The 25671-nt window shown below is 59.5% G+C and carries 22 protein-coding genes; 6 read left to right on the top strand and 16 right to left on the bottom strand.

The features are described from left to right. Nucleotides 1-7: 7 nt before the first annotated feature. The 8 genes from WNE31_RS02235 to WNE31_RS02200 form a co-directional block, all read right to left on the bottom strand. On the bottom strand, nt 8-1249 hold the full coding sequence (locus WNE31_RS02235; RefSeq protein WP_349977974.1) for a serine hydrolase domain-containing protein: 1242 nt from the start codon (nt 1247-1249) through the stop codon (nt 8-10). A gap of 150 nt (nt 1250-1399) precedes the next feature. Beyond that, nucleotides 1400-2899 carry a class I adenylate-forming enzyme family protein gene (locus WNE31_RS02230; RefSeq protein WP_349977972.1) on the bottom strand — a complete coding sequence of 500 codons (1500 nt, stop codon included), beginning with the start codon at nt 2897-2899 and terminating at the stop codon, nt 1400-1402. Nucleotides 2900-2925: 26 nt separating this feature from the next. After that, nucleotides 2926-3705, bottom strand: a complete 780-nt coding sequence (locus WNE31_RS02225; RefSeq protein ID WP_349977970.1) for an oxepin-CoA hydrolase, alternative type — start codon at nt 3703-3705, stop codon at nt 2926-2928. Beyond that, the gene (locus WNE31_RS02220) at nt 3702-4121 is read right to left on the bottom strand and encodes a PaaI family thioesterase (RefSeq protein ID WP_349977969.1); all 420 of its coding nucleotides are present in this window, start codon (nt 4119-4121) and stop codon (nt 3702-3704) included. The genes WNE31_RS02225 and WNE31_RS02220 overlap by 4 nt, the downstream gene beginning before the upstream one ends. Beyond that, the gene (locus tag WNE31_RS02215; RefSeq protein WP_349977967.1) at nt 4118-5203 is read right to left on the bottom strand and encodes an acyl-CoA dehydrogenase family protein; all 1086 of its coding nucleotides are present in this window, start codon (nt 5201-5203) and stop codon (nt 4118-4120) included. The genes WNE31_RS02220 and WNE31_RS02215 overlap by 4 nt, the downstream gene beginning before the upstream one ends. 13 nt (nt 5204-5216) lie before the next feature. Continuing rightward, nucleotides 5217-6413, bottom strand: coding sequence for an acyl-CoA dehydrogenase family protein (locus WNE31_RS02210; RefSeq protein ID WP_349977965.1), 1197 nt, complete (start codon nt 6411-6413; stop codon nt 5217-5219). Nucleotides 6414-6423: 10 nt separating this feature from the next. Then, a complete protein-coding gene (locus WNE31_RS02205; RefSeq protein ID WP_349977964.1) occupies nt 6424-7599 on the bottom strand; it encodes an acetyl-CoA C-acyltransferase in 1176 nt (391 codons plus the stop codon). A gap of 12 nt (nt 7600-7611) precedes the next feature. Next, complete coding sequence (locus WNE31_RS02200; RefSeq protein ID WP_349977963.1) at nt 7612-9702, bottom strand: FAD-dependent oxidoreductase; 2091 nt, start codon at nt 9700-9702, stop codon at nt 7612-7614. A 227-nt stretch (nt 9703-9929) separates the two neighbouring features. Between WNE31_RS02200 and WNE31_RS02195 the strand changes: the two genes are divergently transcribed. The 6 genes from WNE31_RS02195 to WNE31_RS02170 all read left to right on the top strand — a co-directional run bounded on the left by WNE31_RS02195 (nt 9930) and on the right by WNE31_RS02170 (nt 17702). Next, nucleotides 9930-11195 (top strand): imelysin family protein, encoded by a 1266-nt coding sequence (locus WNE31_RS02195; protein WP_349977962.1) that lies wholly within the window; start codon nt 9930-9932, stop codon nt 11193-11195. Nucleotides 11196-11266: 71 nt separating this feature from the next. Then, nucleotides 11267-12286 carry a hypothetical protein gene (locus tag WNE31_RS02190; protein ID WP_349977960.1) on the top strand — a complete coding sequence of 340 codons (1020 nt, stop codon included), beginning with the start codon at nt 11267-11269 and terminating at the stop codon, nt 12284-12286. 60 nt (nt 12287-12346) lie between these two features. Next, complete coding sequence (locus tag WNE31_RS02185) at nt 12347-13876, top strand: di-heme oxidoreductase family protein (protein ID WP_349977958.1); 1530 nt, start codon at nt 12347-12349, stop codon at nt 13874-13876. After that, entirely contained in the window at nt 13876-14892 is a 1017-nt protein-coding gene (locus WNE31_RS02180) for an imelysin family protein (protein WP_349977957.1), read from the top strand. The genes WNE31_RS02185 and WNE31_RS02180 overlap by 1 nt, the downstream gene beginning before the upstream one ends. Nucleotide 14893: 1 nt before the next feature. Continuing rightward, nucleotides 14894-15973, top strand: a complete 1080-nt coding sequence (locus WNE31_RS02175) for a DUF1513 domain-containing protein (protein ID WP_349977956.1) — start codon at nt 14894-14896, stop codon at nt 15971-15973. A gap of 73 nt (nt 15974-16046) precedes the next feature. Next, nucleotides 16047-17702 carry a U32 family peptidase gene (locus WNE31_RS02170; protein WP_349977954.1) on the top strand — a complete coding sequence of 552 codons (1656 nt, stop codon included), beginning with the start codon at nt 16047-16049 and terminating at the stop codon, nt 17700-17702. Here the strand turns inward: WNE31_RS02170 and WNE31_RS02165 are convergent, their stop codons facing one another. From WNE31_RS02165 to WNE31_RS02130, 8 genes are read right to left on the bottom strand one after another with little or no spacing between them, the layout of a single operon-like run. After that, nucleotides 17703-18179 (bottom strand): class I SAM-dependent methyltransferase, encoded by a 477-nt coding sequence (locus tag WNE31_RS02165; protein WP_349977953.1) that lies wholly within the window; start codon nt 18177-18179, stop codon nt 17703-17705. Then, entirely contained in the window at nt 18176-18937 is a 762-nt protein-coding gene (locus WNE31_RS02160) for a polysaccharide deacetylase family protein (RefSeq protein WP_349977951.1), read from the bottom strand. Before WNE31_RS02160 ends, WNE31_RS02165 begins: the two co-directional genes overlap by 4 nt. After that, nucleotides 18934-20073, bottom strand: coding sequence for a glycosyltransferase family protein (locus tag WNE31_RS02155; protein WP_349977950.1), 1140 nt, complete (start codon nt 20071-20073; stop codon nt 18934-18936). Before WNE31_RS02155 ends, WNE31_RS02160 begins: the two co-directional genes overlap by 4 nt. Beyond that, nucleotides 20070-20657 carry a histidine phosphatase family protein gene (locus WNE31_RS02150; RefSeq protein ID WP_349977949.1) on the bottom strand — a complete coding sequence of 196 codons (588 nt, stop codon included), beginning with the start codon at nt 20655-20657 and terminating at the stop codon, nt 20070-20072. Before WNE31_RS02150 ends, WNE31_RS02155 begins: the two co-directional genes overlap by 4 nt. Then, entirely contained in the window at nt 20654-21733 is a 1080-nt protein-coding gene (locus WNE31_RS02145) for a glycosyltransferase family 4 protein (RefSeq protein WP_349977948.1), read from the bottom strand. The genes WNE31_RS02150 and WNE31_RS02145 overlap by 4 nt, the downstream gene beginning before the upstream one ends. A 2-nt stretch (nt 21734-21735) precedes the next feature. Further along, nucleotides 21736-22971, bottom strand: a complete 1236-nt coding sequence (locus WNE31_RS02140; protein ID WP_349977947.1) for a glycosyltransferase family 4 protein — start codon at nt 22969-22971, stop codon at nt 21736-21738. Further along, on the bottom strand, nt 22968-24158 hold the full coding sequence (locus tag WNE31_RS02135) for a glycosyltransferase family protein (protein ID WP_349977946.1): 1191 nt from the start codon (nt 24156-24158) through the stop codon (nt 22968-22970). The genes WNE31_RS02140 and WNE31_RS02135 overlap by 4 nt, the downstream gene beginning before the upstream one ends. 60 nt (nt 24159-24218) lie before the next feature. Then, complete coding sequence (locus WNE31_RS02130; RefSeq protein WP_349977945.1) at nt 24219-25496, bottom strand: nucleotide sugar dehydrogenase; 1278 nt, start codon at nt 25494-25496, stop codon at nt 24219-24221. Nucleotides 25497-25671 lie beyond the last annotated feature (175 nt).

The raw sequence follows: 25671 nt of genomic DNA, 5'->3' as shown, positions 1-25671 counted from the left end.
ATGGCACTTAGTAGAGCATGGCCGCGTGTACCAATGCCTTCATCTCGGCCCGCGCCGGATAGGAACTGGATGGTGAAAGCTGGGTGAAGAAAACAACGCTCAGGTCTTTTTCGCGATCAACCCAAAAGAATGTCGAGGCCATACCACCCCAACTGAAGTCGCCCACGGAACCCGGCGTGCGGGCCCGCGCCGCATCCAGCACAACGGCCCCACCAAGACCGAACCCCATCCCGTCCATCGGCTGCTCTGCGAAACTCTGCGGCCCCATTGCGGCAATGTCCCCCGGTAGGTGGTTCGACATCATGAAATCGGCGGTATTGGGCGACAACAACCGCACGTCACCTAGGGTACCACGACACCGCAACATTTCGGCAAACCGCATATAGTCATCAATAGTGCCCACCAAACCACCTCCGCCCGAGAAGGTTTCCGCATTCAGAAAAGGCGAGGCTTCGGCACTATCGACCATGCGCAAGGGATCCCCGCCTGCGCTGGCCTGATTGAGGGCCATCGCATCCCCTGCGAGGGGCGTATAGAGGGATGCAAACCGCCCTTCACATCCCGGCGGTACAGAGAACGCGGTTTCCTTCATTCCAAGCGGCCCGAGGATTTCGTCAGCAAAGAATCGGTCCAGCGACTTGCCCGAGATCACCTCGACAACGCGGCCCAGCACATCAATTGCAACCGAATACTCCCAGCGACTGCCCGGCTGAAAGGCAAGGGGCAAGGCGGCTACCTGATCGACCAAAGCATCCAAGGGGCCTTGGTTGGCTCGGAAGATCAGGTCCTGCGCGTCCATCTCGCGGGCCAGAACACCAGGATTGAACGGATAGCTCAGGCCCGCCGTGTGCGTGGCCAACTGGTGCAAGGTCGGCACGGGTGTCATTTCTGTCTGGTCGATCCGTTCAGCGCCAGGAACCAGCGCCTGCATATCGGAAAACGCAGGGATGAACGCACTGACCGGGGCATCCAGATGGCACAACCCCTTTTCGACCAGCATCATCAGGGCAACCGTGGTCACGGGTTTGGTCATGGAATAAATCCGCGCCACCGTATCCCGCGTAAAAGGCAGGTCCTGCTCTAAAGAACGGTGGCCGCAGGCGTGGAAAAAGACCTCTTCTCCGCCGCGCGCCATCAGAAGGCTGGATCCGGCAAACTTGCGCTCTGCGACATAGCGATCCATCCACCCGCGGATCCAGTCCAGTCGGTCTGTGTCAAACCCTCGGCTTGCCGGATCAACCGCTTTCATCGTGCTCTTCCCGTCTCCTGCATCCGGCATGGGCACCGGATTTCCCTTTCTCCACCTTGCCAATTGCAGGGTGTTCGGGACAAGACCGCGAAAATACGTAGTTTTCCACGGCGCAATATGCCGCAATTTCCAACCAAATCGGCCGCCGCTTTATCCGCCCAACTGATCTTTGAAGGTTTCGATCAGTTTGGCCTTCAGGATTTTGCCGGTTGGGGCTGCGGGCAAATCATGTGCAACGACAATACGTTCGGGCCGCTTGTACGGGGCCAGCCGGTCCGCCACGAAAGTCTTGAGTACCTCTTCCGTCAATCCGCTGTTCGGCGCGGTTTTGACAAAGGCCAGAACCTCTTCATTGCCCTCGACACTGCGACCGACCACACCGGCAATGATGACGTCAGGATGTTCGGTCAAGGTGGCCTCGACCTCGACCGGATAGACGTTGAAGCCGGATCGTATGATCAACTCTTTCGTGCGACCTGCGATGTGCAAACGCCCTTCCGGATCGAACCGCCCCAGATCGCCGGTGCGAAAGGCCCCGTCTTCACAGATAACTTCTGCTGTTTGGTCAGGCGCCCGGAAATATCCCTTCATCACCTGCGGCCCGTGCACGAGGATTTCACCGATCCCTTCTTCGGGGTGGGCACCCGGCGCTTCCATGTCCAGCGACAGGCGACTGCCCAGCATCGCGCGCCCAACGCTGATGTCCGGATCTCCTAGTGCGTTTCGCGTAGCGCAAACCCCTGCCGCGCATTCGGTCAGTCCATAGCCATTTTGCAAGGGCAAGCCATAGAACGCCTCGGCTTCGCGTTTCCAAGCAGGGTCAAGCGGCGCACCGCCCGACGACACATATCGCAAGAGTCCGCGATCATATCGGGGCATGTCATGCGTGCGGGCATAGTGGAAAAGGTGGGCATGCATCTGTGGCACTGCCGGCAAAAGTGTAACGTCCTGCTGGAGCGCGTCGTATAGCCGTTTGACGTCGAACCGCGCCTCGAGCCGTGCAGCCCCTTGAGCAAAGCTTACTGCCAGCACCGTCACCAGGCCAAAGATATGCGAAAGCGGCAGCGCAAGATAGGTCATGTCCCCTTCCTGCATGCCCCGCACATCCGCAGATGCCTTGGCCGCATTGATAAGGTTTGCATGAGTCAGCATCGCGGCCTTGGGGTGCCCGGTGGTGCCCGACGTATACAGCAGAACCGCAACGTCTTCGAAATCGGCTTCCCTGCGGCTCCCCGATCTGGGCGCAACTGCAGCCTTGCCAAAGACACCTGACACTTCATCTGCACCATACGTGTCCGCATGGACTTTAGCTGCATCAGAAGAAGACGTGGAAAACATGATGGCACTGGGATCGGAATGTGCAACGATCCGCTTCAGTTCGGGCCCGGTCATGCGCGCATTCACGACAACTGAGGCCGCGCCAAGGCGGCTGCAGCCCAACAGAAACGCCACAACCTCGATCGCGTTTTCGAAGCAAAGGACAACGCGGTCACCTGCCTCGACCCCCATGCCCGCCAGAACCTGCATGGCCTCGTGCGAGGCCTTCGAAAGATCAGACCAGGAAATCTCCCGGTCATCCTGACCGATGATCGCCACGCTGTCGGGCTTGTTCGCGGCTGCCAATTCGGCAAAGTCGTGTATGTGCTGCATCCCTGCTCCTCCCAAAGCCGCCAAGATCATCTGAAAACCGGTGTCTCCTTGTTCAGGAACGCCTTGATCCCGATTTGCGCCTCATCCCCGCCAAGGGCCTTTGCCATGGCGTCGCGTTCTGCATCCAGCTGCTGTGCCAAAGTGGCGCTTTCCGCAGAATTCAAAAGGTCCTTGATCGCGGCAATCGCCTGTTCTGGACCTTTACCAAGCTGACCAGCCATGTCTTGTGCCGCTTCGACAACCCGAGAGTCAGGCACAACCTCGGTCACCGCGCCAAGCGTATACATGCGGTCCGCAGAAAGGGGTTCTGCCATCATGGCCATGCGGGCCACGGTCGCGCGCGGCATCGCCTGCATAAGGGAATAGGTTGCTCCGCCATCCGGCACCAAGCCCGCCCTTACATAAGCCAGCGTGAACCTTGCGCTTTCTGCGGCCACGACGATGTCGCAGGCCATCGCGATCGACAGGCCGGCGCCGGCGGCACCGCCCTCGACAGCGGCGATCACGGGTTTTGGACAGGCTTTGATTGCGCGGATGATATCACTCAGCTTTTCGATCTGAGCCTGCCTTTCCGCTTCGCTCATCTCGCGACGCAGGCGCAGTGTGTTCAGGTCTCCGCCGGAACAGAAAAACCCGCCCTCGCCTGCCAGCACCACTGCCGCGATTTCGGGATCTCGCGCTGCGCGCTCTAACCCGCGCATAAGGCCGTCATAGTAGCTCTGGGAAAGCGCATTGCGCATCGCCGCATTGCAATTCCAGATCGTAAGGCATGCCCCGGTGACATCGTGGCGGTACTTCTCGGTCACTGGACCTCTCCTTTCTGACGCACGGCTTTGAAAACGCCGGTTGAACTTGCAATCAGCCGCCCGCGATCATCGTGCAACTCGGCGCTGATGAATTTAAGACTGCGACCTCCGCCTGTCACACGCCCCACAGCCCGCACCTGTCCCATCGTGGCAGGCGCGACAAAGTTGATGTTGAGCGATACGGTGGTGAACGGTGTAAGCCCCTGATCATCCACCGTCATGCTCGCTGTGACGCCGCTGGCAGTATCCAGAAGCGTCGAAATCAGCCCCCCATGCAATACTCCGTGCCGGTTCATGTGGATGTCTTGCGCATCCAGAATGCAATGGGCTTCTTTCCTGTCGGCGTCCAGTTCCACACGGAACCCGATCAGCCCCGCCAGTGGCAGGGGCTTGCGGATCGGGGCCGTTCCGCTCATGCGGCAGACAGCGCAATAAACCGCGCAAGGTGATGGTCCACATCGCCGAACCAGTGGTCGATCATGGTGATCCGGCGGGTGAAATGCGACAAGGCGTACTCATCGGTCATGCCGATGCCGCCATGCATCTGCACCGCCTCTTCCACGACATGCGCACCCACTCGGCCAATCAGGTTTTTCGTGGCGCTGACATGCTTTTCGCGCGTGTCGCGATCCGCCTCAAGGTGCCCGGCAAGGTTGATCACCGCCGAGCGCGCTTGCTCGACCTCGATCAGGACATCCGCCATGCGGTGCTGCAACGCCTGGAATTTGCCTATCGGGATTCCGAACTGCTTACGTTCCTTTAGATAGTCGATGGTCAGCGTCTTGGCCGTCTCCATTGCACCCAGCGCCTCGGCGCAAAGGGCTAGAGTACCTTGTGCCACGGCCGTTTCCAGCGCGGCCAAACCACCGGCAAGTTGCATATCTTCGGTGATGACAACATCCGTGAATGACACCGTCGCGCCCGAGGTGCCATCATTGTTGACGTGATTGACGATGGCCACCCCGGCGGCGTCGGTCGGCACGAGGAACAGGGCGATACCTTGTTCCCCGGCGGCGATGCGTGCTGTCACGACCAGCGCGCTGGCCTGTGCGCCGTTCAGGACATGTACCTTGGTCCCGTTCAGCTTGCCATCGGCCACCGTGGTTTCGACATTGTCGAGATCATAGCGGGCCTGTGCCTCGGAACAGGCAAGGGCCACAATGCTTTCGCCAGCGATCACTGCCTCGACGAGGTCGGGTTTGCCGGCGATCAGGGAGCCTGTCAAAACGGCAGGCAGGACTGGTTCGATCGTGCCCGCCCGCCCCAGTTCTTCGAACACCACGGACAGGTCGAACCCGGCACCGCCAAATCCGCCCTGCTCTTCCGTGAACAAGGCTCCCAACACGCCCAACTCTGCGAGACCGGCAAAAACCTCGGGGTCGAAAGGTCGTCCTGCAGCGACCCCCTTGCGACGTCTGTCATGGTCATATTTGTCGGCCAGATATCGCGACAGCGAATCCTGCAGCATGCGGCGTTCTTCGGTCAGGTTGAAATCCATTTTCCTGTTCTCCTTACAGACCGAGAATGGCTTTGGTGATGATGCTGCGCTGCACCTCGTTCGATCCGCCAAAGATCGACAGTTTGCGCATGTTGAAATAGCTTGGCGCGGACGTCGCCGCATGTTCCGGACCCATCATCTCGGCGTTGTCGCCCCCTTCAAGATAGTCGGGCTGGAAGGGCAAAGCATCGGGCCCGACCGCACGACGCAGTAGTGATGTAAGCTCCTGCCGTATCACGGTGCCCTTGACCTTGAGCATCGAGCTTTCGGCACCGGGAGCCTCGCCCTTGGCGGCGGCAGACACGACCCGCAGGTTGGTCGTGGCCATCGCCATCAGGTCAATTTCCACCTGCGCCATCCGCGCCGCAAAATGCGGGTTTTCGGCAAGAGGCTTGCCCCCGGACTGCACCGTCTGTGCAACGTGTTTCAGTGTTTCCAGTGCCGCTGTTGAGAACCCGACACCGGCGATATTGGTGCGTTCGTGGGTCAGAAGGTATTTGGCATAGGTCCAGCCCTTGTTCTCTTCACCCACGAGGTTCTTGGCTGGTACGCGCACATTGTCAAAGAAGACCTCGTTAACCTCGGCCTCGCCATCAATCAGGACGATAGGGCGCACGGTCACACCGGGCGACTTCATGTCGATCAGGAGGAAAGAAATGCCTTCCTGCTTTTTCACGTCGGGGTCAGTCCGCACAAGGCAGAAGATCCAGTCCGCGTGCTGGCCCAGCGTGGTCCACGTCTTTTGTCCGTTAACGACATAATCGTCCCCGTCCCGCACCGCACGCGTCTTGAGCGCGGCAAGGTCGGACCCCGCACCTGGTTCGGAATATCCCTGACACCACCAGTGTTCGCCGTTCAGAATGCGGGGCAGGAAATACTGGCGCTGTTCCTCGCTGCCAAAGGCCATCAGAACCGGCGCCAGCATGTTCAAACCAAACGGCAGCGTACGGGGCGCATGGGCCAGACAAGCCTCTTCCTCGTAGATCTGACGTTGCACGGCATTCCACTCGGCACCACCATATTCCGCAGGCCAGTTTGGCGCGAGCCATCCCTTTTCATTCAGCAGGCTATGCCAGAGTTCGATATCCTGTTTGCCAAGACGTTTGCCCAGCCGCACCTTTTCGCTCAGATCGCGTGGCAAGTTCTCTTGCAGCCACGTCCGCACGTCTGCGCGAAAGGCTTTTTCCTCGTCGGTATAGGTCAGGTCCATTTCATGCCTCCTAGAAGATTTCGAACAGGCCAGCAGCCCCCATGCCACCACCAATACACATGGTGACAACACCCAATTTCGCACCGCGACGTTTGCCCTCTAGCAGCAGGTGCCCTGTCATGCGTGCACCGGTCATGCCAAAGGGGTGTCCAATCGCGATCGACCCGCCATTCACGTTATACTTCTCGGGATCAATGCCAAGACGGTCACGACTGTAAAGGCACTGACTGGCGAATGCTTCGTTCAATTCCCAAAGGTCGATGTCATCAACCGTCAAACCGTGACGTTCCAGCAGACGCGGCACGGCAAACACCGGACCAATGCCCATTTCATCGGGTTCACATCCCGCGACGGCAAAGCCCTTGAACGCCCCAAGCGGTTCAAGACCCCGGCGCGCCGCTTCATCGGCCTCCATCAAAACAAGCGCGGCAGACCCGTCAGAAAGCTGGCTGGCATTGCCCGCCGTGATGAAGTTGCCTTCACCGCGCACTGGTTCCAACCCTGACAAACCTTCGAAAGTGGTGCCGGGCCGATTGCATTCGTCCCGATCCACGGTCACCTCTTTCATCGAGATTTCACCCGTTTCCTTGTTCTTGACGGCCATGGTAGCCTGCATCGGAACGATCTCATCGTCGAACTTGCCCTCGGCCTGCGCCTTGGCAATCAGGTGCTGGCTGCGCAGAGCGTACTCGTCCTGATAGTCACGGCTCAGCCCATAACGCTTGGCCACGATGTCGGCGGTTTCGATCATGGTCATGTAGATCGCGGGCTTGTGCTCAAGGATCCACGGATCGGGCGCAGGGCGCATTTTCGATTGGACCAGCGAAATACTCTCGACGCCTCCGGCGACCATCGGACCAGCCCCTTCCTGGGTGATGGCATTCGCCGCAATGGCAATCGCCTGAAGCCCGGACGAACAGAACCGGTTCACGGTCATGCCCGACGCGGTCACCGGAAGGCCCGCACGGATCGCGATCTGGCGTCCGATATTGGCTCCGGTTTCTCCTTCGGGAAGGCCGCAACCGATCACGCAGTCTTCGATCTCGGCACCTTCAAGACCGGCGCGGGCCACGGCGGCTTGCACCGAATGCCCGCCCATGGTGGCACCATGTGTGGCGTTAAACGACCCGCGGAACGATTTGGCCAGACCGGTGCGTGCGGTGGATACGATAACAGCTTGTTTCATTGGGCGTTCTCCTTACCCGTTCAGGTCTGCAAATTTGCCACCCTCGGCCGCGAGCTTTTCAAGCAGGGGGGCGGGTTGCCAAAAGAAGTCGTCTTCTTTCTGGAAGATTTTGATGTCGTTGAGAATTTTGTCGAGTCCGACAGTATCCGCATAGTGCAGGGGACCGCCCCGCCAGCGCGGGAAACCATACCCGTTCAGCAGCGTGATATCGACGTCCAGCGGGCGCAAAGCGATGCCCTCGCCCACCACCTTGGCGGATTCATTGACCATGGCGGCCATATAGCGGTCGATGATTTCCGTATCGCTGATCTCGCGGGGGGTGATCCCCTTTGCTGCACGCTCGGCCGCGATGATGTCAAGCACCTCGGGATCCGGCGTTTCGCTGCCATCGGCGCCGTGGATATAGAACCCGCGCCCTGTCTTGCGGCCATACCGGCCCAGTTCACAGATCTTGTCCGCGAATTCAGCGTATTGCTCGCGCGGGTCACGGTCCGGCGCCATGCGCTTGCGGTTGGCCCATCCGATATCCAACCCCGCAAGGTCGGCCACACGGAACAGGCCCATCGCCAGACCGAACTCTTCCATCGCCCGATCGACGTCATAGGGGCTGGCCCCCGCCAGCACCGCACCGTTGATTGCCGTGGCATAGGTGTTCAGGATGCGATTGCCGATAAACCCGTCACAGACACCAGACCGCACCGCGATCTTGCGCATTTTCTTGGCCAGGGCAAAACCGCTTGCCACCACATCGTCGCTAGTCTTTTTGCCGACCACCACCTCAAGCAGGCGCATTACATGCGCTGGCGAGAAGAAATGCAAGCCGATCACATCTTCGGGCCGCTGGGTCATCGCCGCGATCTCGTCGATGTTCAGGTAAGACGTGTTCGAGGCAAGGATCGCGCCCGGTTTGCAGATCATGTCCAGCTTGCCAAACACGTCTTTCTTGACTTCCATGCTTTCAAACACGGCTTCGATCACAAGATCCACATCGGCAAAATCCGCGTAGTCTGTCGTTGTACGGAACTTACCGCCGATGATCGCGTCGTGTTTCTCCTGCTTCAGCTTCCCGCGCTTGACCGCGCCCGACAAATGGCCGGACACCGTTTCCAGCGCCTTGGCCGCAGCTTCGTCATCACGTTCGGCGAGGGTCACATCCAAACCGGCTAAAAGGGCGCTCGTGGCAATGCCAGCCCCCATCGTGCCGCCCCCGACGACACCGATCTTGCGGATGTCGCGCGGTGTCCCGGTTTTCAATTCCGGCACCTTGCCCACTTGCCGGTCGGCAAAGAAGGCATGGATCATCGCACTGCGCTGTTCATCGGCCATCAGCTCCATGAACAGCGCGCGTTCCTTTTGCTGCCCCTCGTCAAAGGGCAGAGTCAGCGCCGCCTCGATGGCATCCATGATTTTCAGAGGCGCGATCAAGCCCCGCGCCGCCTTGGCGACCTTGGCCCGGACCGCATCCAGTTCGCCCTCAGCCACGGGCATCGGAGCACGAGCGCTGGTTGGGCGCACCCCAGCCCCGTCCGCCACCAGTTTTTGCGCATAAGCGAAACCGGCGGAACGAATATCGTCCCCTTCTGCGATTTCATCAATCAGACCCAGTTGAAGCGCCTCTTGGGCACCGATCATGGTGCCGCTGGTCATCATCTGGGCGGCCTTGGCAACGGGGATAACACGCGGCAACCGCTGAGTCCCGCCCGCGCCGGGCAACAGGCCAAGGTGAACCTCCGGCAGCCCGAACCGCGCCGTTGCCAAAGCGATGCGGTAATGCGACCCAAGCGCCGTTTCAAGACCGCCACCCAGCGCGGTACCATGCAGTGCCGCAACCGTTGGCTTTGACACCGCCTCCATCTCGTCAATGAGCTGCGGCAAGTGTGGCGCCTTGGGTGGTTGGCCGAATTCCTTGATGTCCGCGCCCGCGATGAACGTGTTTCCCGCGCCATAGATCACGATGGCGTCCACATCGGCATTTGCATCTGCGTCCAGAACAGCCGAGATCAGCCCCTCGCGCACCGCATGGCTGGCGGCGTTCACGGGTGGATTGTTGATTTCAATGACCGCAATGCGGTCCTCAATTTTGGTGGATACAGGTCCCGACACGATTTCCTCCCAAAAGTCGACAGTCGAAAAAGATACTGAGTAGTATGTTATCGGCGCGTCGATGAATAGCAACAAGCGGAACTCCCGATTCCCGTTTGCTACGCAACGGAACTTCCGGCTCATTCCTGATAAAAATTCAAAACTTTACATTCCTGACAAATATAGTCAGATTATGCCGTAACTCAGGCTTGCAGGCCAAGGCACAAATTTCTCAAGGGACACGAAAGATGAAAACAACAACACTTTGGGCCGTCACGGCCCTGTGTATTGGCATGGCACCCGGTGCGTTCGCAGCCACACCCGCAGAGGTGCTGAGCACCTATGCCAATATCGCCGAGGCCAAATATACCGACAGCTTTATCACTGCCCGCACGCTGCAGGCAGCAGTCGAGGCTCTGATCGCCGCCCCGTCGCAAGAAACACTTGATACAGCTAAGGCAGCGTGGATCGACGCGCGGGTGCCCTATCAACAGACCGAGGTATACCGTTTCGGCAACGCCATCGTCGACGAGTGGGAAGGCAAGGTCAACGCATGGCCGCTGGACGAAGGGTTGATAGACTATGTGGACTCGTCTTATGGCGGCCCCTCGGACGAGAACCCGCTGAACGTGGCCAATGTCATCGCCAACCCGTCGCTCGAAATCTCGGGGTCCATGATTGATGCCTCGCGGATCACGCCGGACTTCCTGTCCGAAATCCTGCACGAAGCAGACGAGGTCGAGGCCAATGTCGCGACCGGCTATCACGCCGTCGAGTTCCTGCTTTGGGGTCAAGACCTGAACGGCACGGGCCCCGGCGCAGGCAACCGTCCCTTTACCGACTATGTGCAGGGCGAGGGATGTACCGGCGGAAATTGCGACCGCCGCGCAGAATACCTGAAGGCTGCCACAGACCTGTTGGTCAGTGATCTGGAATACATGGCCGCACAATGGGCCGAAGGTGGCAAAGCGCGCGCCACCGTGACCGCAGACGACAACGCCGGCCTGACCGCTATTCTGACGGGCATGGGGTCTCTCTCTTACGGCGAACAAGCAGGAGAGCGGATGCGCCTTGGCCTGATGCTGAATGACCCAGAAGAGGAACATGACTGTTTCTCTGACAACACGCATAACAGCCACTATTATGATGGTCAGGGCATCCAGAATGTATACTTGGGCAGCTATACCCGCATTGATGGAACCGAGGTTTCAGGCGCATCCCTTTCGGATCTGGTGATAGCCGTCGATAGTGATCTTGATGCGGAAATGAAAGCCAAACTCGACACCACGATGGCTGCTCTTGGCGCGCTCAAATCGGCGGCTGACAACGGGTTCGCCTATGACCAGATGCTGGCCCGCGGCGATGCCGAGGGCGAGTCACTGATCATGGCTGGCATCAATGGGCTTGTCGATCAGACCCGCAGCATCGAACGCGTGGTCAAGGCGCTTGGGCTTGATGGCGTTAGCGTCGAAGGCTCGGACAGTCTCGACAACCCGTCTGCCGTTTTCGAATAAAAACACCAACCCACAGAGAGGCGACCAGCCGGACGCCAGACCGCCTCTCTGCCTAAACACACGGAAAAATCATGAAAATCAACTCAACGGGCGCGGTCATCGCTGCCCTGTCTCTTGGTGCGTCCGGCGTCACCGCGCAAGAAAGCTCGGCCTTTACCTGGGAAGGCGAAATTGAAGTAGGATCGGCCTCTATCCTCAAATCCGACATCGCCGCGAACGAGGCGACAGACAACTACCTAGTTGCCGAGTTCCTCGCCAATCTTCACTTGAGCGACACCTTCTCTCTTTTTGGTGGCCTGACAATCGAGTCCGGTCTTGATCCGTTTTATAACGGCCACGGCACTTGGGAAGGGATCGGCGCCTATATCCACGAATTAGGCGTTCAGATTGATCTGAATTCGACCAGCATCGTTGTCGGGAAAGTACACCCCGAGTTCGGTACGGCCTGGGATGACACCGCGGGGTTCTTTTCTGGCGCCATTGCAGAAGACTACGAACTGGCCGAACAAATCGGGTTTCTTGCCGACTTTGGTCTTGGCGATGGCAGCATGCTGTCCTTTAGTGTGTTTTATGCCGATGACACTGTTCTCAGCGAATCCGCCTTCAACAATCGTGGCCGCAACACGACAGCAGCGGGCGGCGCGGGCAACACCGGTCAACTCGACAACGTTTCGGTTCAATGGACCAAAACCTTTGACGACACCCGCTTTCACATCGGCGCGCGCCATCTTTCGGCAGGAACGGGTGACGTGAAAGACGAACAGGGGGTGATTGCGGGCCTGTCACACAGTTTCGCCAACGGCCTGTTCGTCTACGGCGAGGCGGCGATGTTCACCGGATTTGGTGGGACGGCGGATGATGCTAACTATGTCACGCTGAATGCGGCCTATGGTGTCGGGCAAACCACGTTCTCGGGGGCATTGGTGCGCCGTGATATTGAAAGCGCGGGTGTGACCAACCTTGCCACGCTTGGTGTTGAGTATGAATTTGACAGTGGCATCACACTCGGAGGGGCGCTGGCATGGATGGACGATGCGGGCACGGATGAAACGTTGTTTGGCCTGAATGTCATCATCCCGATTGGCGGCTGATGACCTGATCGGATGTCCGTGCTATGCGCGGGCATCCTACCCTCTTTTCGGAGACGCCGGATGAGACATTTCCTGACCTTCCTGTCTGCCGCCAGCCTGCTGGCCGTACCCCATGCGCAGGCGGAAGACTGGGGGCACCTTGGCGATCCGCATCTCAAGACCCTGCCGCGCACCGATCAGGAGGAACAGCGCATCCGCGCGTTTATCGGGCAAGGAACAGATGCGAAGGCCTTGTCACCTTACGAGGCGAACCCCGCCGGCGCAGCCACGGTTCCGCCACGCAGTGATGCCGGGGCGTTTTCGCGCCCCTCTGCCAATATTCCCTTCGAGGATGAACTGACCTTTCGGGTCGGCGAAGCCCTGTTTGACAAACTATGGGTGTCTTCCCCGGCCTCGACCAAAGCATCGGACGGGCTGGGACCGCTTTACAATGCGCGGTCCTGTTTGCGCTGTCACATCAATGACGGGCGCGGCCATCCTCCTGAAGGTCCGGAAGACGATTCTGTGTCCATGTTCCTGCGGATCTCCATCCCCACCGATGACCATGATCTGACACAGGAAATTTCCGGCTATCTCGCTACCCGCCCCGACCCAACCTATGGCACCCAGTTGCAGGATCACAGCTTGGTCAACATCCCCGCCGAATACAGGCTGAGTGTGACCTATGAGGAAACCGAAGTCCCCCTTGCAGACGGCACGATCGTCACGCTGCGCGCGCCCACATATCATGTCCGGGGCCTCGGCTATGGGCCACTGCACCCGGATGCCATGATCAGCCCGCGCATCGCCCCTCAAATGATCGGGCTGGGAATGCTTGAGGCGATCCGTAGCGAAGACATCCTGCGAAAGGCCGACTCTGACGATGCGGATGGCGACGGTATTTCAGGGCGCCCGAACGTGGTTTGGTCGCTGGAATACCACCAGCCGATGCTGGGCCGTTTCGGGCACAAGGCGGGCTCACCCACGGTGCGCCAACAAACAGCCGAGGCCTTTGCAAATGATATTGGGATCTCCTCGCCCCTGCTGCCCGCGCCCTGGGGGGATTGCACACCTGCGCAAACCGCCTGCCGCAATGCACCCCACGGTGATGGGGATGTGCGGGTTCATGAAGTTGATGCCGAGGCGCTGGACCTGGTGACATTCTATTCCCGAAACTTGGGCGTACCTGCGCGGCAAAACGCCGACGACCCGCAAGTTCTGCGCGGCAAATCCGTGTTCCACAACACCGGCTGCGCTGATTGCCATACCCCGGCCTATGTCACGCACAGGCTTGCCGACCAGCCACAGCAAAGCTTCCAGATGATCTGGCCTTATACTGACCTATTGCTCCATGACATGGGTGACGGGCTGGCCGACAACCGCCCCGAGGCCCGCGCAACCGGACGCGAGTGGAAAACCCCGCCCCTCTGGGGTATCGGCCAGACACAAAATGTCAGCGGCCACACGTATTTTCTGCATGACGGACGCGCGAGATCCCTTCTTGAAGCCATTCTCTGGCACGGGGGCGAAGCACAAACTGCGCGCGATGCAGTGGTGCAATTGCCAACGGCGGATCGCGACGCCCTGATTGCCTTTCTGGAGAGCCTGTAATGGTCCATATCCGCGCCCTATTTCTAGCGCTTTTCCTGCCAGCCCTGTCGATGGCCGACGAAGCTTCGCCAACCGTGTCCTCTGCACTCAAGGACCATATCCTGCCCGGCTATGGCCGCCTTGCTGAACAGGCGCAGGCGCTGGCCGGTACGGCGGACGCGAACTGCGACGCGAACTCGACCGCGCTCAGGTTGGCCTACCACCAAACCTTTGATGCATGGGTCGCGGTCAGCCATCTGCGCTTTGGCCCGTCGGAGCAGCACAACCGCGCCTTTGCGCTGGCCTTCTGGCCTGATACCCGCGGCAAGACTCCCAAGGCACTGAACGGCTTGATCGCGTCGGAAGATCCCGCTGCAAGGGATGCAGAAACGTTCAAACAGGTCTCGATCGCAGCCCGTGGGCTTTATGCACTTGAATACCTGCTCTACGACCCGACCCTGTCGGTCGCAGACACGGCGGACTATCGCTGCGCCCTGATACAGACCATGACGCGGGACATCGCTGCCCTTGCAGGCGAAATGCGCGATGACTGGCAAAAGGGCTATGCCGCAAAATTGGCAACCCCGTCCCGTGAAGGCCCCTACCAGTCCGATGCCGAGGGTGTGCAAGAACTGTTCAAGGCACTTTATACCGGCCTTATATTCACCAGGGACATGCGGCTGGGGCGCCCTTTGGGCAGCTTCGACAAACCACGCCCCAAGCGGGCCGAGGCATGGCGGTCGGAACGGTCCCTGCGCCATGTCGAGATATCACTTTTGGCGCTGCGTGATCTCGCGGGCATCCTTGCGACCGATCATCCGGGCATCGCCGGGCATCTGGACGCCGCCTTTGGATATGCGCTCGAGACCGCCAACGGCATCGAGTCGCCCACATTCGCCAACATCACCGAGGTTCAGGGCTGGTTCGAATTGGATACCCTGCGCCAATCCCTTGAAGCCGTCAGTGAAATCCTGATCGAAGAGCTTGCCCCAGCCTTGGCGGTTACAGAAGGTTTCAACGCGCTGGACGGAGACTGAGATGACAACACGGCGCAGATTTCTGAGCGGCGCATTGGCCTCGACCCTGATCCCCGCCACTGGTTGGGCTGCAGCGGGAAGCCCAGCCTTTCTGAATGCTGCGCGCAAGCCGGACGGACAACATCTTTTATTGGGCCTAGACGGCATGGGCAGCGAACTTTTCAGGGTGCCCATTCCCGATCGAGGGCACGCCGCCACCGCCCACCCAACACGTGCCGAAGCAGTGGCCTTCGCTCGTCGCCCGGGGACATTCGCCCATGTCATCGACTGCAAAAGCGGTGAGGTTCTGCACAAGATGCAAACCCCGCCCGAACGCCATTTTTACGGGCATGGCGCGTTCTCGCAGGGTGGTACGCTTCTGTTCACACCCGAGAACGCATACGAGGATGGTTTTGGCGTGATCGGGGTCTGGGATACCACGGGCGGCTACGCGCGGCTTGGCGAATTTCCAAGCGGCGGGATCGGCCCGCATGAGGTTTTGCGGTTGCCCGGCTCGGATGTGCTGGCCATCTGCAATGGCGGCATTGATACGCATCCGGACACGGGGCGGACCAAACTGAATATCCCGACGATGCGACCGAACCTGACCTATATGGCCCAGGACGGCACCATTCTGGAACAGGTCGATCTGCCGGACACCATGCACAAGAACTCGATCCGTCACATGGCCGTGGGTCCCGATGGTCTGGTTGCGTTCGGGATGCAGTGGCAAGGCGGGAACGACGCGCCACCCCTTGTCGCGCTGCACCGGCGCGGGAATGCTCTTGCACTTCTGGAGGTTCCCGCACACCTGCATCAAAGGCTCAGAGGATATATTGGCAGCGTTGCGATGACAGAAAACGGGCATCACCTTGCCGTGACGTCCCCACGCGGGGGGCTGGTTCTGTTTTTCGAGACGGGGAATGGGACGTTCAGCGGCTTCTTGGAAGAACCGGACGTGTGCGGCCTTGGCACCATCGGCGACCGGTTTGTCATCACCTCTGGCACTGGGCGGTTTGCAACTATCAATAAAGGGTACATTCAACACAGCGCGCAGCACGACCTGCAGTTTGACAATCACTTGATCGCAGTGCCGTCTTAGTCAAGTACTCGGCACCTTTGCGGCCCTTGCAATTTCCTGTATGGAACATTCTTCCAAACGGAAAGCGCGAGTCATGACACAACATCGTTCAGAATTGCTGATGCCCGCAGGCAACCTGCGCAAGCTCAAGATGGCGGTCCTTTACGGGGCAGATGCCGTTTATCTTGGAACACCCGATCTTTCATTGCGGACCAAGTCTGAATTTTCCCTTGAAGAGGTGATCGAGGGGGTCGAGTTCTGCCACCAGCATGGGCGGCGCGCCTATCTGACGCTGAACCTGTTTTCGCACAACAAAGACATTCCGAAACTCGATGAATACATCGACACCGTCCGCAAGGTGAAACCGGACGGACTGATCATCTCGGATCCGGGTGTGTTCCAGTATGTGCGGGAACGTGCGCCGGAAATCCCGCTGCATGTCTCAACGCAAGCCAATATCGCCTCTTGGCTGACCACAAAGTTTTGGCAGGCACAGGGCGCTGATCTGGTGGTGCTGGCACGCGAAGTTTCGTTCCCCGAGCTTGAGGAAATTCGCGAAAAATGCCCGGACATCAAACTCGAGGCATTTGTGCATGGCGCGATGTGCATGACCTATTCCGGGCGCTGCCTGCTTTCGAACTTCATGGCCGAGCGCGGCGCAAACCAAGGCAACTGCGCCAACTCCTGCCGCTGGAATTACAAATTCCACATGCGCCTGAAAGACGGCACCGTGCAGGAACTGATTGTCGACGAAGACAACTTGCACATGTTCGAATTCCTACTTGAAGAAGGCGTGCGCCCCGGTGAATTCCTTCCCATTCAAGAAGACGAGCGCGGCAGCTATATCCTGAATTCCAAAGACCTTTGCCTGATGCCCAAGCTGGATGATTACCTGCGGATCGGCGTGGACAGTCTCAAAGTCGAAGGACGCGGAAAGTCGGAATATTACGCGGCCATCGTGGCGCGGGCCTACCGGATGGCGATCGACGATTACTATGCCGATCCCGAAAACTGGAACGCCGCCGACTATATGGAAGAGCTCGAAACCGTGGGCAACCGTGGCTATACGCTGGCCTTTCACAAGGGTCGCCTGACCAACCTTGCCCATGGCTATGAGCAGACCCAAGCCATCGCACAATGGGAATATGCCGGCTTTGTCACCGAGGTGACAGACGACGCCTTTCATGTCGAAGTGAAAAACAAACTGGAACCCGGCGATGTGATCGAGATGGTATCGCCCGTCGCGCGCAACACGATCCTGTTGCGGGCCTATGATTACGAGGTGGCAGAAACAGGCGAAAAACGGGACGTGATCCATGGCTCGACCAAGACTGTGATCCGCTTGCCGTTTTCAATGTTTGATCAGGAAGACCTGAACGACATGCGCAAGAATTTCCCTCCCATGACGGTGCTGCGCAAGGAACGGGCCCTGACAGAAGAGCAATGGGCACGGCTCAAGCTCGACAAGACTACGCTGGCGATGGAGGTCAAGGATTCCACCAACGAGACCGCTTACAAACGCCGCCGCAATGCCTTGGTCGAGGCCATCGAAGCCGACACAAACACCCGCCGGTTCAAGACCAACCGCAAGGGCACAGAAGGATGCTGTGGCAAAGGGTGCAACGGCTGTCTGATCTTCTGGCAGGACGACATCTATGCGAAAGCGCGGGAAATTCTGGCTCAGCGCAAACAAGGCGCGATGCTGTCCAAGGCGGAGGCGGCGGAACTGAAACTGCCCGCCGCCGAATAATCAGGTGCGGTAAAAGCAATACCGGTCCGGGGCCACGGTTTCCGGACCGCGCACCTGTTCAAAGCCCACCAGAGGCTGCCCCGAAATCAAGACCCCGCCGGGCGCCATGCACTCCGAGATCAGGGGCGACAGGCGCGCCGCTTCGGCCACATCCTTTTCTTTCTCGCCAAACCCGAAATCATAGTGCGCCAGAACAATCCTCGCCCCGCTCGCGGCGAGTTTCCGCAGCATGTCTTCCGCTTCGCCCTGCAGGAAATCCTGTTCGGGCGGCACACAGGACGGATGACATTGCAGCACACGATCGATGACCCAGATCCGGCGGTCCGGCGCAATCTCGCGCAGGTGGTCATAGGTACGCCCGTTGCCAAGTCCCATATCTACATAGTCGCCTGGGACACCGGTCACCAACCCATGTCCCCATTCAAGCCCGTCGCGTTGAGCGGCAAGGCGACGCATCATGCTATCCAGACGGCTCATGTCTGCTCCTTTTGGTCGTGCCGATAGAGCGTGACTGGCCCCTGGCAGATTTCGTTCAGAAACTGTTTCGAGAACTCCCAGATATCTGCGTCATGCACAAGGTGATGCGTCAGATATCCGAACGGTTCCGCGTTGTCGGCCCGCCCTTGTCGCCGGTCCTGCAGCAGCGCGACGGTTCGCGAGACAAGTTCGTCCGACGCCACGAGACCGCGGGTGCCCCGCCAGAATATCGGGTCAAGGTGTGTATTGATCTGTACCAGCCCCTGCGCGGCTTCTGGCCGTTTGCGCGGCAGATAGGTCGACACCGCGTCAAACTCCAGCTTGGCCAAGACCGGCATCAGGCCCGGATCAATCCGGTTCCAGGGTGGCACGAACATCGGGGCCAGAGCCGCGCCAAACAAGTCGCGCATCCTCTTAAGCGCCGCCTGCAAATCACGAGTTGCAGATGTCATGTCGCGCCCCAACCCGAACTCTGCTTTTTTCTGCATGGCGGGTGCATGGTTCTGGTGCGCCCAACCATGCACGACAGGCACCAGTGAAGGGGTTTCTGCCACATGGCGCGCCATGTCTTCACGCGCCTCGCGTGGAACAATTGCAAGATGCGCGGGCACGCCTGCTGCATCCGCCACGTCGATCAAACGCTCCAAAGCAGCAGTCGGTGCGACGGCATCATCGTCACGCCACCAAAACGGCAACACCAGCCCTGCGGTGTGCCAGTGCCGTAACTCGGCACGTAGCGGGGCCCAGTCGACCTTCACCTTGTCCCCTCCAGAATTTGCGCGACGATCTCGACACTCCTCAGAGCACCCTGCATTTGCAAACCACCGTCGTGACGGCGTCCTTCGGCGATCACCTTATCAACCAGCCCAACCATGCGGTCTGGTAAGGCTTCGGAAGCTGGCAGAATTTCCATCGCAGGCTGATGCGCCAGCGATCGGGCCCGCAGGGTTTGCTCGACCTCGCCGCCATCGTCAAACGGCACCATCACCGACGGCACCCCCGTTTGCAGCAAGTCCAGCGCAGTATTGTAGCCGCACATGCTCACCGAAGCGGCCGCCCTGTGCAGCATTTGGCGGAAATCGGGCCTCACCCCTTCAATCGTAATCTCCAAACCTCGGGCTTTAGCCCGCAGGGCGTCGATCCGAGCCGCAGAATCCCGTCCCCCGACCAACAGGCGCCAGTGCAGGTCGCTCTGATTTGCGGCCTCAATCGCACATTCGAACAAAGCCTGTCCGACCGATCCCCCGCCCGCACTGACCACAACTTCACCCTTTCCTTCATTGTCGGGGTGCGGCAGGGCAACAGGCGGCGCCACATAGCCGGTATAGCGCAGCATCGCATCGACCTTCGGCGTCACCGGCCAACTGTCAGATAGTGTCGTGATGTGCGGATCGGAGTGTACGAGTACGGCATCGTAAAAGTGGGCAAGAACCTCTTCCGCCCTCTCTGCTTTGGATGGCTTTGATGGCGGGGCAAGAATATCGCGGATCGAACACAGGATACGAGGGCGTATGGTCATGTCATGTGCGGCCCGCAGAAGCGCAAGGAATTCGTCTGAGAGGATACGCCGCCCAAAGGGATACAGCTCTGTTATCAGGACATCCGGCGCAATTTCGGAAAGGGCCGATATGGCCCTTTGGACGCGCGCCTGCATATAGGCCGCCCCCACCTCGGCACCGTCTTCATTCAGCAACCGTGTAAAATTGGTGCCATCAGAGGCAATAGGTGGCAGTTGGATCAACTCGACCCCGGTAAAAACCAAATGTGGTGCCGCCCGTCCGCCCGACATAACCCAAACCTGATGACCGGCTTCTGAAAACGCCCGCCCCAAAGTCAACGCGCGCGAAAGGTGACCCGTCCCAAGAAGATGTGTGACCGCGATCAGAACCTTCATGTATCCCGACACTCCAGCCGCACGATATCCGGATCACCGACCCGGATCTGCGTCCCGTCAATCTCGACAACGAACAGTCGGTTTCGCTTGACCGCAAACGGGGCGGGCCCTTCAAAATTCCAATCGGTCGCCTTGGCCAGAACCATGCGCATCGTCCCGATATGACACACAGCTATGCTGTCGCGTGTCAGGGAAAAAAGCCATGGTTCAATCCGCTGCCAAACATCTGCCGGGCTCTCGCCCTCGGGCGGACGATAATCCCAGCCCCAGTGTTCGATATCACGAAATCCAGACGTCGGGTCGGTTTTGAGGTCAACACCTTTCAAACCCTCCCATTTTCCCCAATCCATCTCGATCAGAGCCTCGACCGTCTGGGGTGCCCGGCCCGCAACGATTTCAGCAGTATCCTTCGCGCGCAAAAGCGGGCTGGCATACAGGTCGGCCTGCGCCCAGTCTGCGGGAAGCCGGAACATCGCAAGATCTGCGCGCGCCTGATCGTCAAGCGGGATATCGGTGCGCCCCTGAATACGGTGCGCCCTATTCCATGCGGTGTGCCCGTGGCGCATCATGGCAAATCGGATCATGGTTTTTCCCTCATCAATGGGCCAAGCACCGACCAAAGCCGGTCTCGGGCTGCACCAAGCAAATGCCGTTCGGCGACCAACGCCCGCGCCTGGGTCGCGCGCATCGCCCAATAGGCCGGCGTGTCCAACAATGCATCAATCTCGGCCGCGATCAAAGACGGGGCGGCAGACGGCACCATCGCCGCACTTGGCAAAACATCCCGAACGCCGGGGCGGTCCTGCGCCACGACGGGCAGACCAGCGGCCTGCGCCTCAAGATACACCATACCGAACGCCTCGTTCACGCCCGGCCAGACAAAGACAGCGGCATCTGCATAGGCCTGCTGCAATTGATCCGAGTCCAGTTGGCCGAGAAACGTGACGCGATCCCCGAACCGCGAAAACAGCGCCACGACCTCTGGTCTTGCGGCCCCGTCTCCGGCAATCCGCAAAGTCCAATCGGGCGCTTTCAGATGGGCTAGGGCCGCGGCGAGGATTTCATAGGACGCCAGCTTGTCGCCCTGCCGCATCATGCCAGCGCAAAACAGGTCAGGCCCTCTCGGACGCGTCGTGGCCGGCAGGTCTTCGCGGCGTAGAAACGGGTGCAGCCGGACAAGGGGCTGATCCTCTTTCTGATAGGGTTGCAGCCCCTCGTAATCCTGTTCGGTCAGGTAAAAGATGGCATCCGCCGCCTCGCAGGATGCATCGGCAAGACGCGCGAACCGATCCCACGGCCCTCCCAGACGTTTAGCCGCGCGGGTCGCCTCGATCAACACATATGGAATGCCCAGCGCCTGTGAGACAACCGGCCCAAGAAGATCAGGTGCTTTGTAATAACTGTGATAGGTCACCCAAGCGGACCAGCCCCCTTGGGCGATCAACTTGTCGGCCTCGCACTGTGCTGCGTCGATCAACCGAGCCTGTACCGTCGCATCGCCCCGGCCATCATAGCAGCGGGTTTCCGACGCCAGTTCCGCCACGCTGTCCCGATCCGTCCGGGTCAAGGCCCGCATCACGCCACGCGCCATTTCGCGATCACCAGACGGAACCGGATGGTTCGGAGATTTCATCGGCGCGAAAAAGGCGATTTTTTCCATACTCAGCCGCCAGCGAGCGTCTTCAGACGCGCATCAAGGGCATCAATCCCCGGTGCCATCAGGAAATTCCGGGTCAGGCGTGCATAGGCAGCCTCGGCATAGGCCCCGCGCAGATCAGGGTCTTCGGCAAGCATGACCAGCGCCGCGGCCAGTGCCTCTGGATCGTCCTCGGACAACAGCCCGTGTTCGCCGCTCGTGATGAATTCTGGGATCGCCGAGACCGGCGTCGATAGTATGCAAAGCTTCTGCGACGCCGCCTCCATCAGAACATTGGGCAAGCCGTCGCGGTCCCCGTCCTCGGCAATGCGGCTGGGAAGCACAAAGATATCTGACACCCGCAGCGCCGCGATCACATCCGGCTGATTACAGGCCCCACGCCAGACAATCCGGTCCGAAATGCCCAGATCATCCGCCCGCGCGCTCAGGGCATCGCCCAGACCGCCGCCTCCGATGTGAGTCCAGCGCCAATCCAGCCCGGCGGGCAGCTTCGCCAGCGCCTCAATCAGGTTGTCGAACCCCTTCTTCTCGACCAGCCGCCCGACAGACAGCAATTCCAGCGGCCCGCCTTCGGGCCGCGGTTCTGGTGGGGGCGGAAACCGGTCCAGATCCAGACCGTGATAAATCAATTCCACCCGATCCGGCATATCCGCTAACGCACGCAGATGCGCCGCCCCAAAGGCAGTACAGGTCGCCAGAAAGGTCGCGCCATGTTGGCGATAGGTCAGCTTTTCGCGTTTTTCCCACTCGGGCGATGTCCAGATGTCCTTGGCATGGGCCGACACTCCCCAGCGCATTCCCCGCATGATCGCCGCATAACGCCCAACCGAGGCAGGCGTGTGCATGAAGTGGGCATAGATCGCATCGGTCTCTTCAGGCATCTCTGCCGCCAGCACACAGGCCTGTCCAAACCGGCGCACCCGGTTACGGGTCCGGTCGCGCATCAGGTCTTTACACCACACACCCAGCGCGGCCCAGAAGCCGCGCCGCATCAGGTTATGCCCGATTCCCTTGAACACTCGCAATGGTTCCTGATGCAGGTATTCCGGCAAATAGGTCACCGACGCCTTCAACCGGTTGTGCAGCGGATGGCGTTTCTTGTCGGTCGGAAACCGCAAGGACCAGAGGTCAAGCTGGTAGCCTTTTTCCTCTAGCGCGACGAGTTCCTGAGCGATGAAAGTTTCGGACAGGCGCGGCCATCCTTTGACGATAACCGCAAGCCGTGGACGTTTCGAAGTCATGCAGCCCCTTGCTTGCCTTCCAATTGCAGCATTTGCAGCGCACGGGACGACACGAATTCCAGCCCGTCCAGCAGTCCCGGTACAATCGCCGCCGACGGGGCATTTTGTTCGGGAAGCCCCCGAATGGCCGCGATCATCGCCTCGATTGTCAAACCGTCACGATATTCGTCCAGCACGCGGACAAGACCCATTTCCTCGGCCCGATGCGCCCGGATATATTGTTCAAGACGCGGCTTGGTGCGCGGCACGATCACGGCCGGTTTGTCAAAAGACAGCATCTCGCAGAAGGTGTTATATCCCCCCATAGAAACAATGCCGAGCGCGCCGGAAATCAGGTTCTCCATCCGGCTGTCAAATCCCGTAGTCTGGACCCGTCCATTCAGAGCGGCGACGCGCTCTTCAAACGCATTGCGCAGGTCCCCCGAAAGGAACGGTCCGTAAACCAGCTTGGCATTAGGCCCAAGGTTCGGGTCGGTTTCATAGGCCGACAGGACAAGGTCCACCATACCGGCCCCGTCGCCCCCCCCACCGGGCGTGATCAGGATATAGGGCTCATCAGGGATTTCGCCTTCTTCCAACCCTTCGCGGCGCAGGTACCCTGTATACTTGATGTGCGACCGGAAGGCCGGCGAAAGGTCAAGCCCCTCGGTTGGGTCATAAACAGATTGCAACCCGTAGACCCACGCTTCGTCATAGTATTTCTCGGTCGCCGCAACTGCGCCTTTGCGTTCCCACTCGGCGCGCAGCACGTCAGGTTCATCCAGAACGTCCCGCAGGCCAAGCACGATATGCGCCTTGCGCTGGCTTTTCAGCCAATCCAGCGCCGGGATCAATTCGCCACGGAACCCCGTCGGCTCTTTGTCCACGATCAGGATATCGGGGTTGAAATGCATCGCTGCCGACTTGATCAACCCGGCACGCAACTCCGTTGTCTCGTCAATATCCAGCCCCAGCGTTTCCGAGGCATACGACCCATCCGGATTCTTGGTCACGCCGGGCAGGCGGATATGATCCACACGGTCCGGAAAGGTAAACCGACCCGCCACAGGCGATCCCGTCAGGATAATCGCGGATATGCTTGGGTCGGCACCGGTTATAGCACTGGCCAAGGCCCGCGACCGGCGCAAATGGCCCAATCCAAAGGTATCATGGCTATAGAACAGAACACGGGGCGATTGCCGTGTCATTCTTTGTCCGATCGCTGTTGCCGCATGTGCCAAAAGACATCGCCCCCGCTACGTATCCGGCTAAAGCCGCAGGTCCGACTCGGACCGGGCCAAAGCGCCCTTGATATCGTAAAGTATTGTACCCGGTTTTCCGAGGGCTCTTATCGCCTCGGCACCCATTTCCACAAAGGTATCATGCGCCACGGCCACAATGACCCCGTCGTAGGCACCCGCATCGGGCGCGGCTACCGGATCAAACCCGTATTCGGCCCTGATCGCCGCCACATTCACCCAAGGATCCCAGACATCCACATCCACCGAATAGCTTTGCAGTTCATCGACAATGTCGGCCACACGCGTGTTGCGGGTGTCGGCACAGTTTTCCTTGAAGGCGAACCCCATAATCAACACCCGCGACCGAGCCGGATTGTCCTTGCGCGCCAACATGGCCTTGATCATTTCCTGCGCCACGTGACGGCCCATGTGATCGTTGATCCGCCGTCCGGCAAGGATCACTTCGGGGTGATACCCCAGCTGTTCCGCGCGATAAGTCAGGTAATAGGGGTCAACCCCGATACAATGCCCGCCAACCAAGCCAGGTTTGAACGGCAGGAAATTCCATTTCGTGCCCGCCGCCTCAAGCACTTCAAGGGTATCCAGACCCAGTCGCGAGAAGATCAGCGCAAATTCGTTTACCAAAGCGATGTTGAGGTCGCGCTGCGTGTTCTCGATTACCTTTGCCGCTTCGGCCGCCATGATCGAACTGGCCTTGTGCAGGCCAGCCTTGACCACGGGAGCATAGATCGCCTCGACCCGGGTCAGCGTGTCGTCATCCTGCGCCGAAATCACCTTGACGATGGTTTCAACCGTGTGTTCACGATCGCCCGGGTTGACCCGCTCGGGCGAATATCCCAGCTTGAAATCGCGCCCCGAGATCAGGCCGGTCATTTTCTCCAGCTCGGCCCCGCAAACATCTTCGGTCACACCCGGATAGACCGTGGACTCAAGCACAACCAGATCCCCGTGTTTCAGGTTCGGGGCAATACTGGCACAGGCCGACCGGATCGGCCCGAGATCTGGTTGTTTCGCATCATTGATTGGCGTTGGTACCGCGATGATAAAGGCGGTCGCCGGCGCAAGGTCGGCAGGATCCGAAGAAAAATGAACCGAGGTCGCCCGAAAGTCTTCTGGGCTCAGTTCACCATTGCCGTCTTCGTGGTGGCGTAGACCCTCGATATGGCCCGCGTGGGTGTCAAAACCAATAACCTCGAAACCAGCGCGGGACAGCGCAAGCGCAAGCGGCAATCCCACATAGCCAAGTCCGAGAACGGCAATCTTTTCCTGTGATGCGCTGGCCACTATCCCCTGCCTGGCTTCGCCCCGAGTATTGTTCACGACTGCGCTAGCGAAAAGTTGGGATATTGTCACCCCCCAAACCCGCGCCCGCGATGCGTCTTAGCGCGCATTCCTGCGGGGTACCGTCACGGAAACCACAGTTTGCGCCGATCCCAAGCTTGGTTTAGACCTGACCGGG

This window comes from Shimia fortis, assembly GCF_040225985.1.
Taxonomy (GTDB): Bacteria; Pseudomonadota; Alphaproteobacteria; order Rhodobacterales; family Rhodobacteraceae; genus Shimia.
Note: the sequence above shows the minus strand (reverse complement) of the source record. Positions and strands in the feature narration are given on the sequence as shown.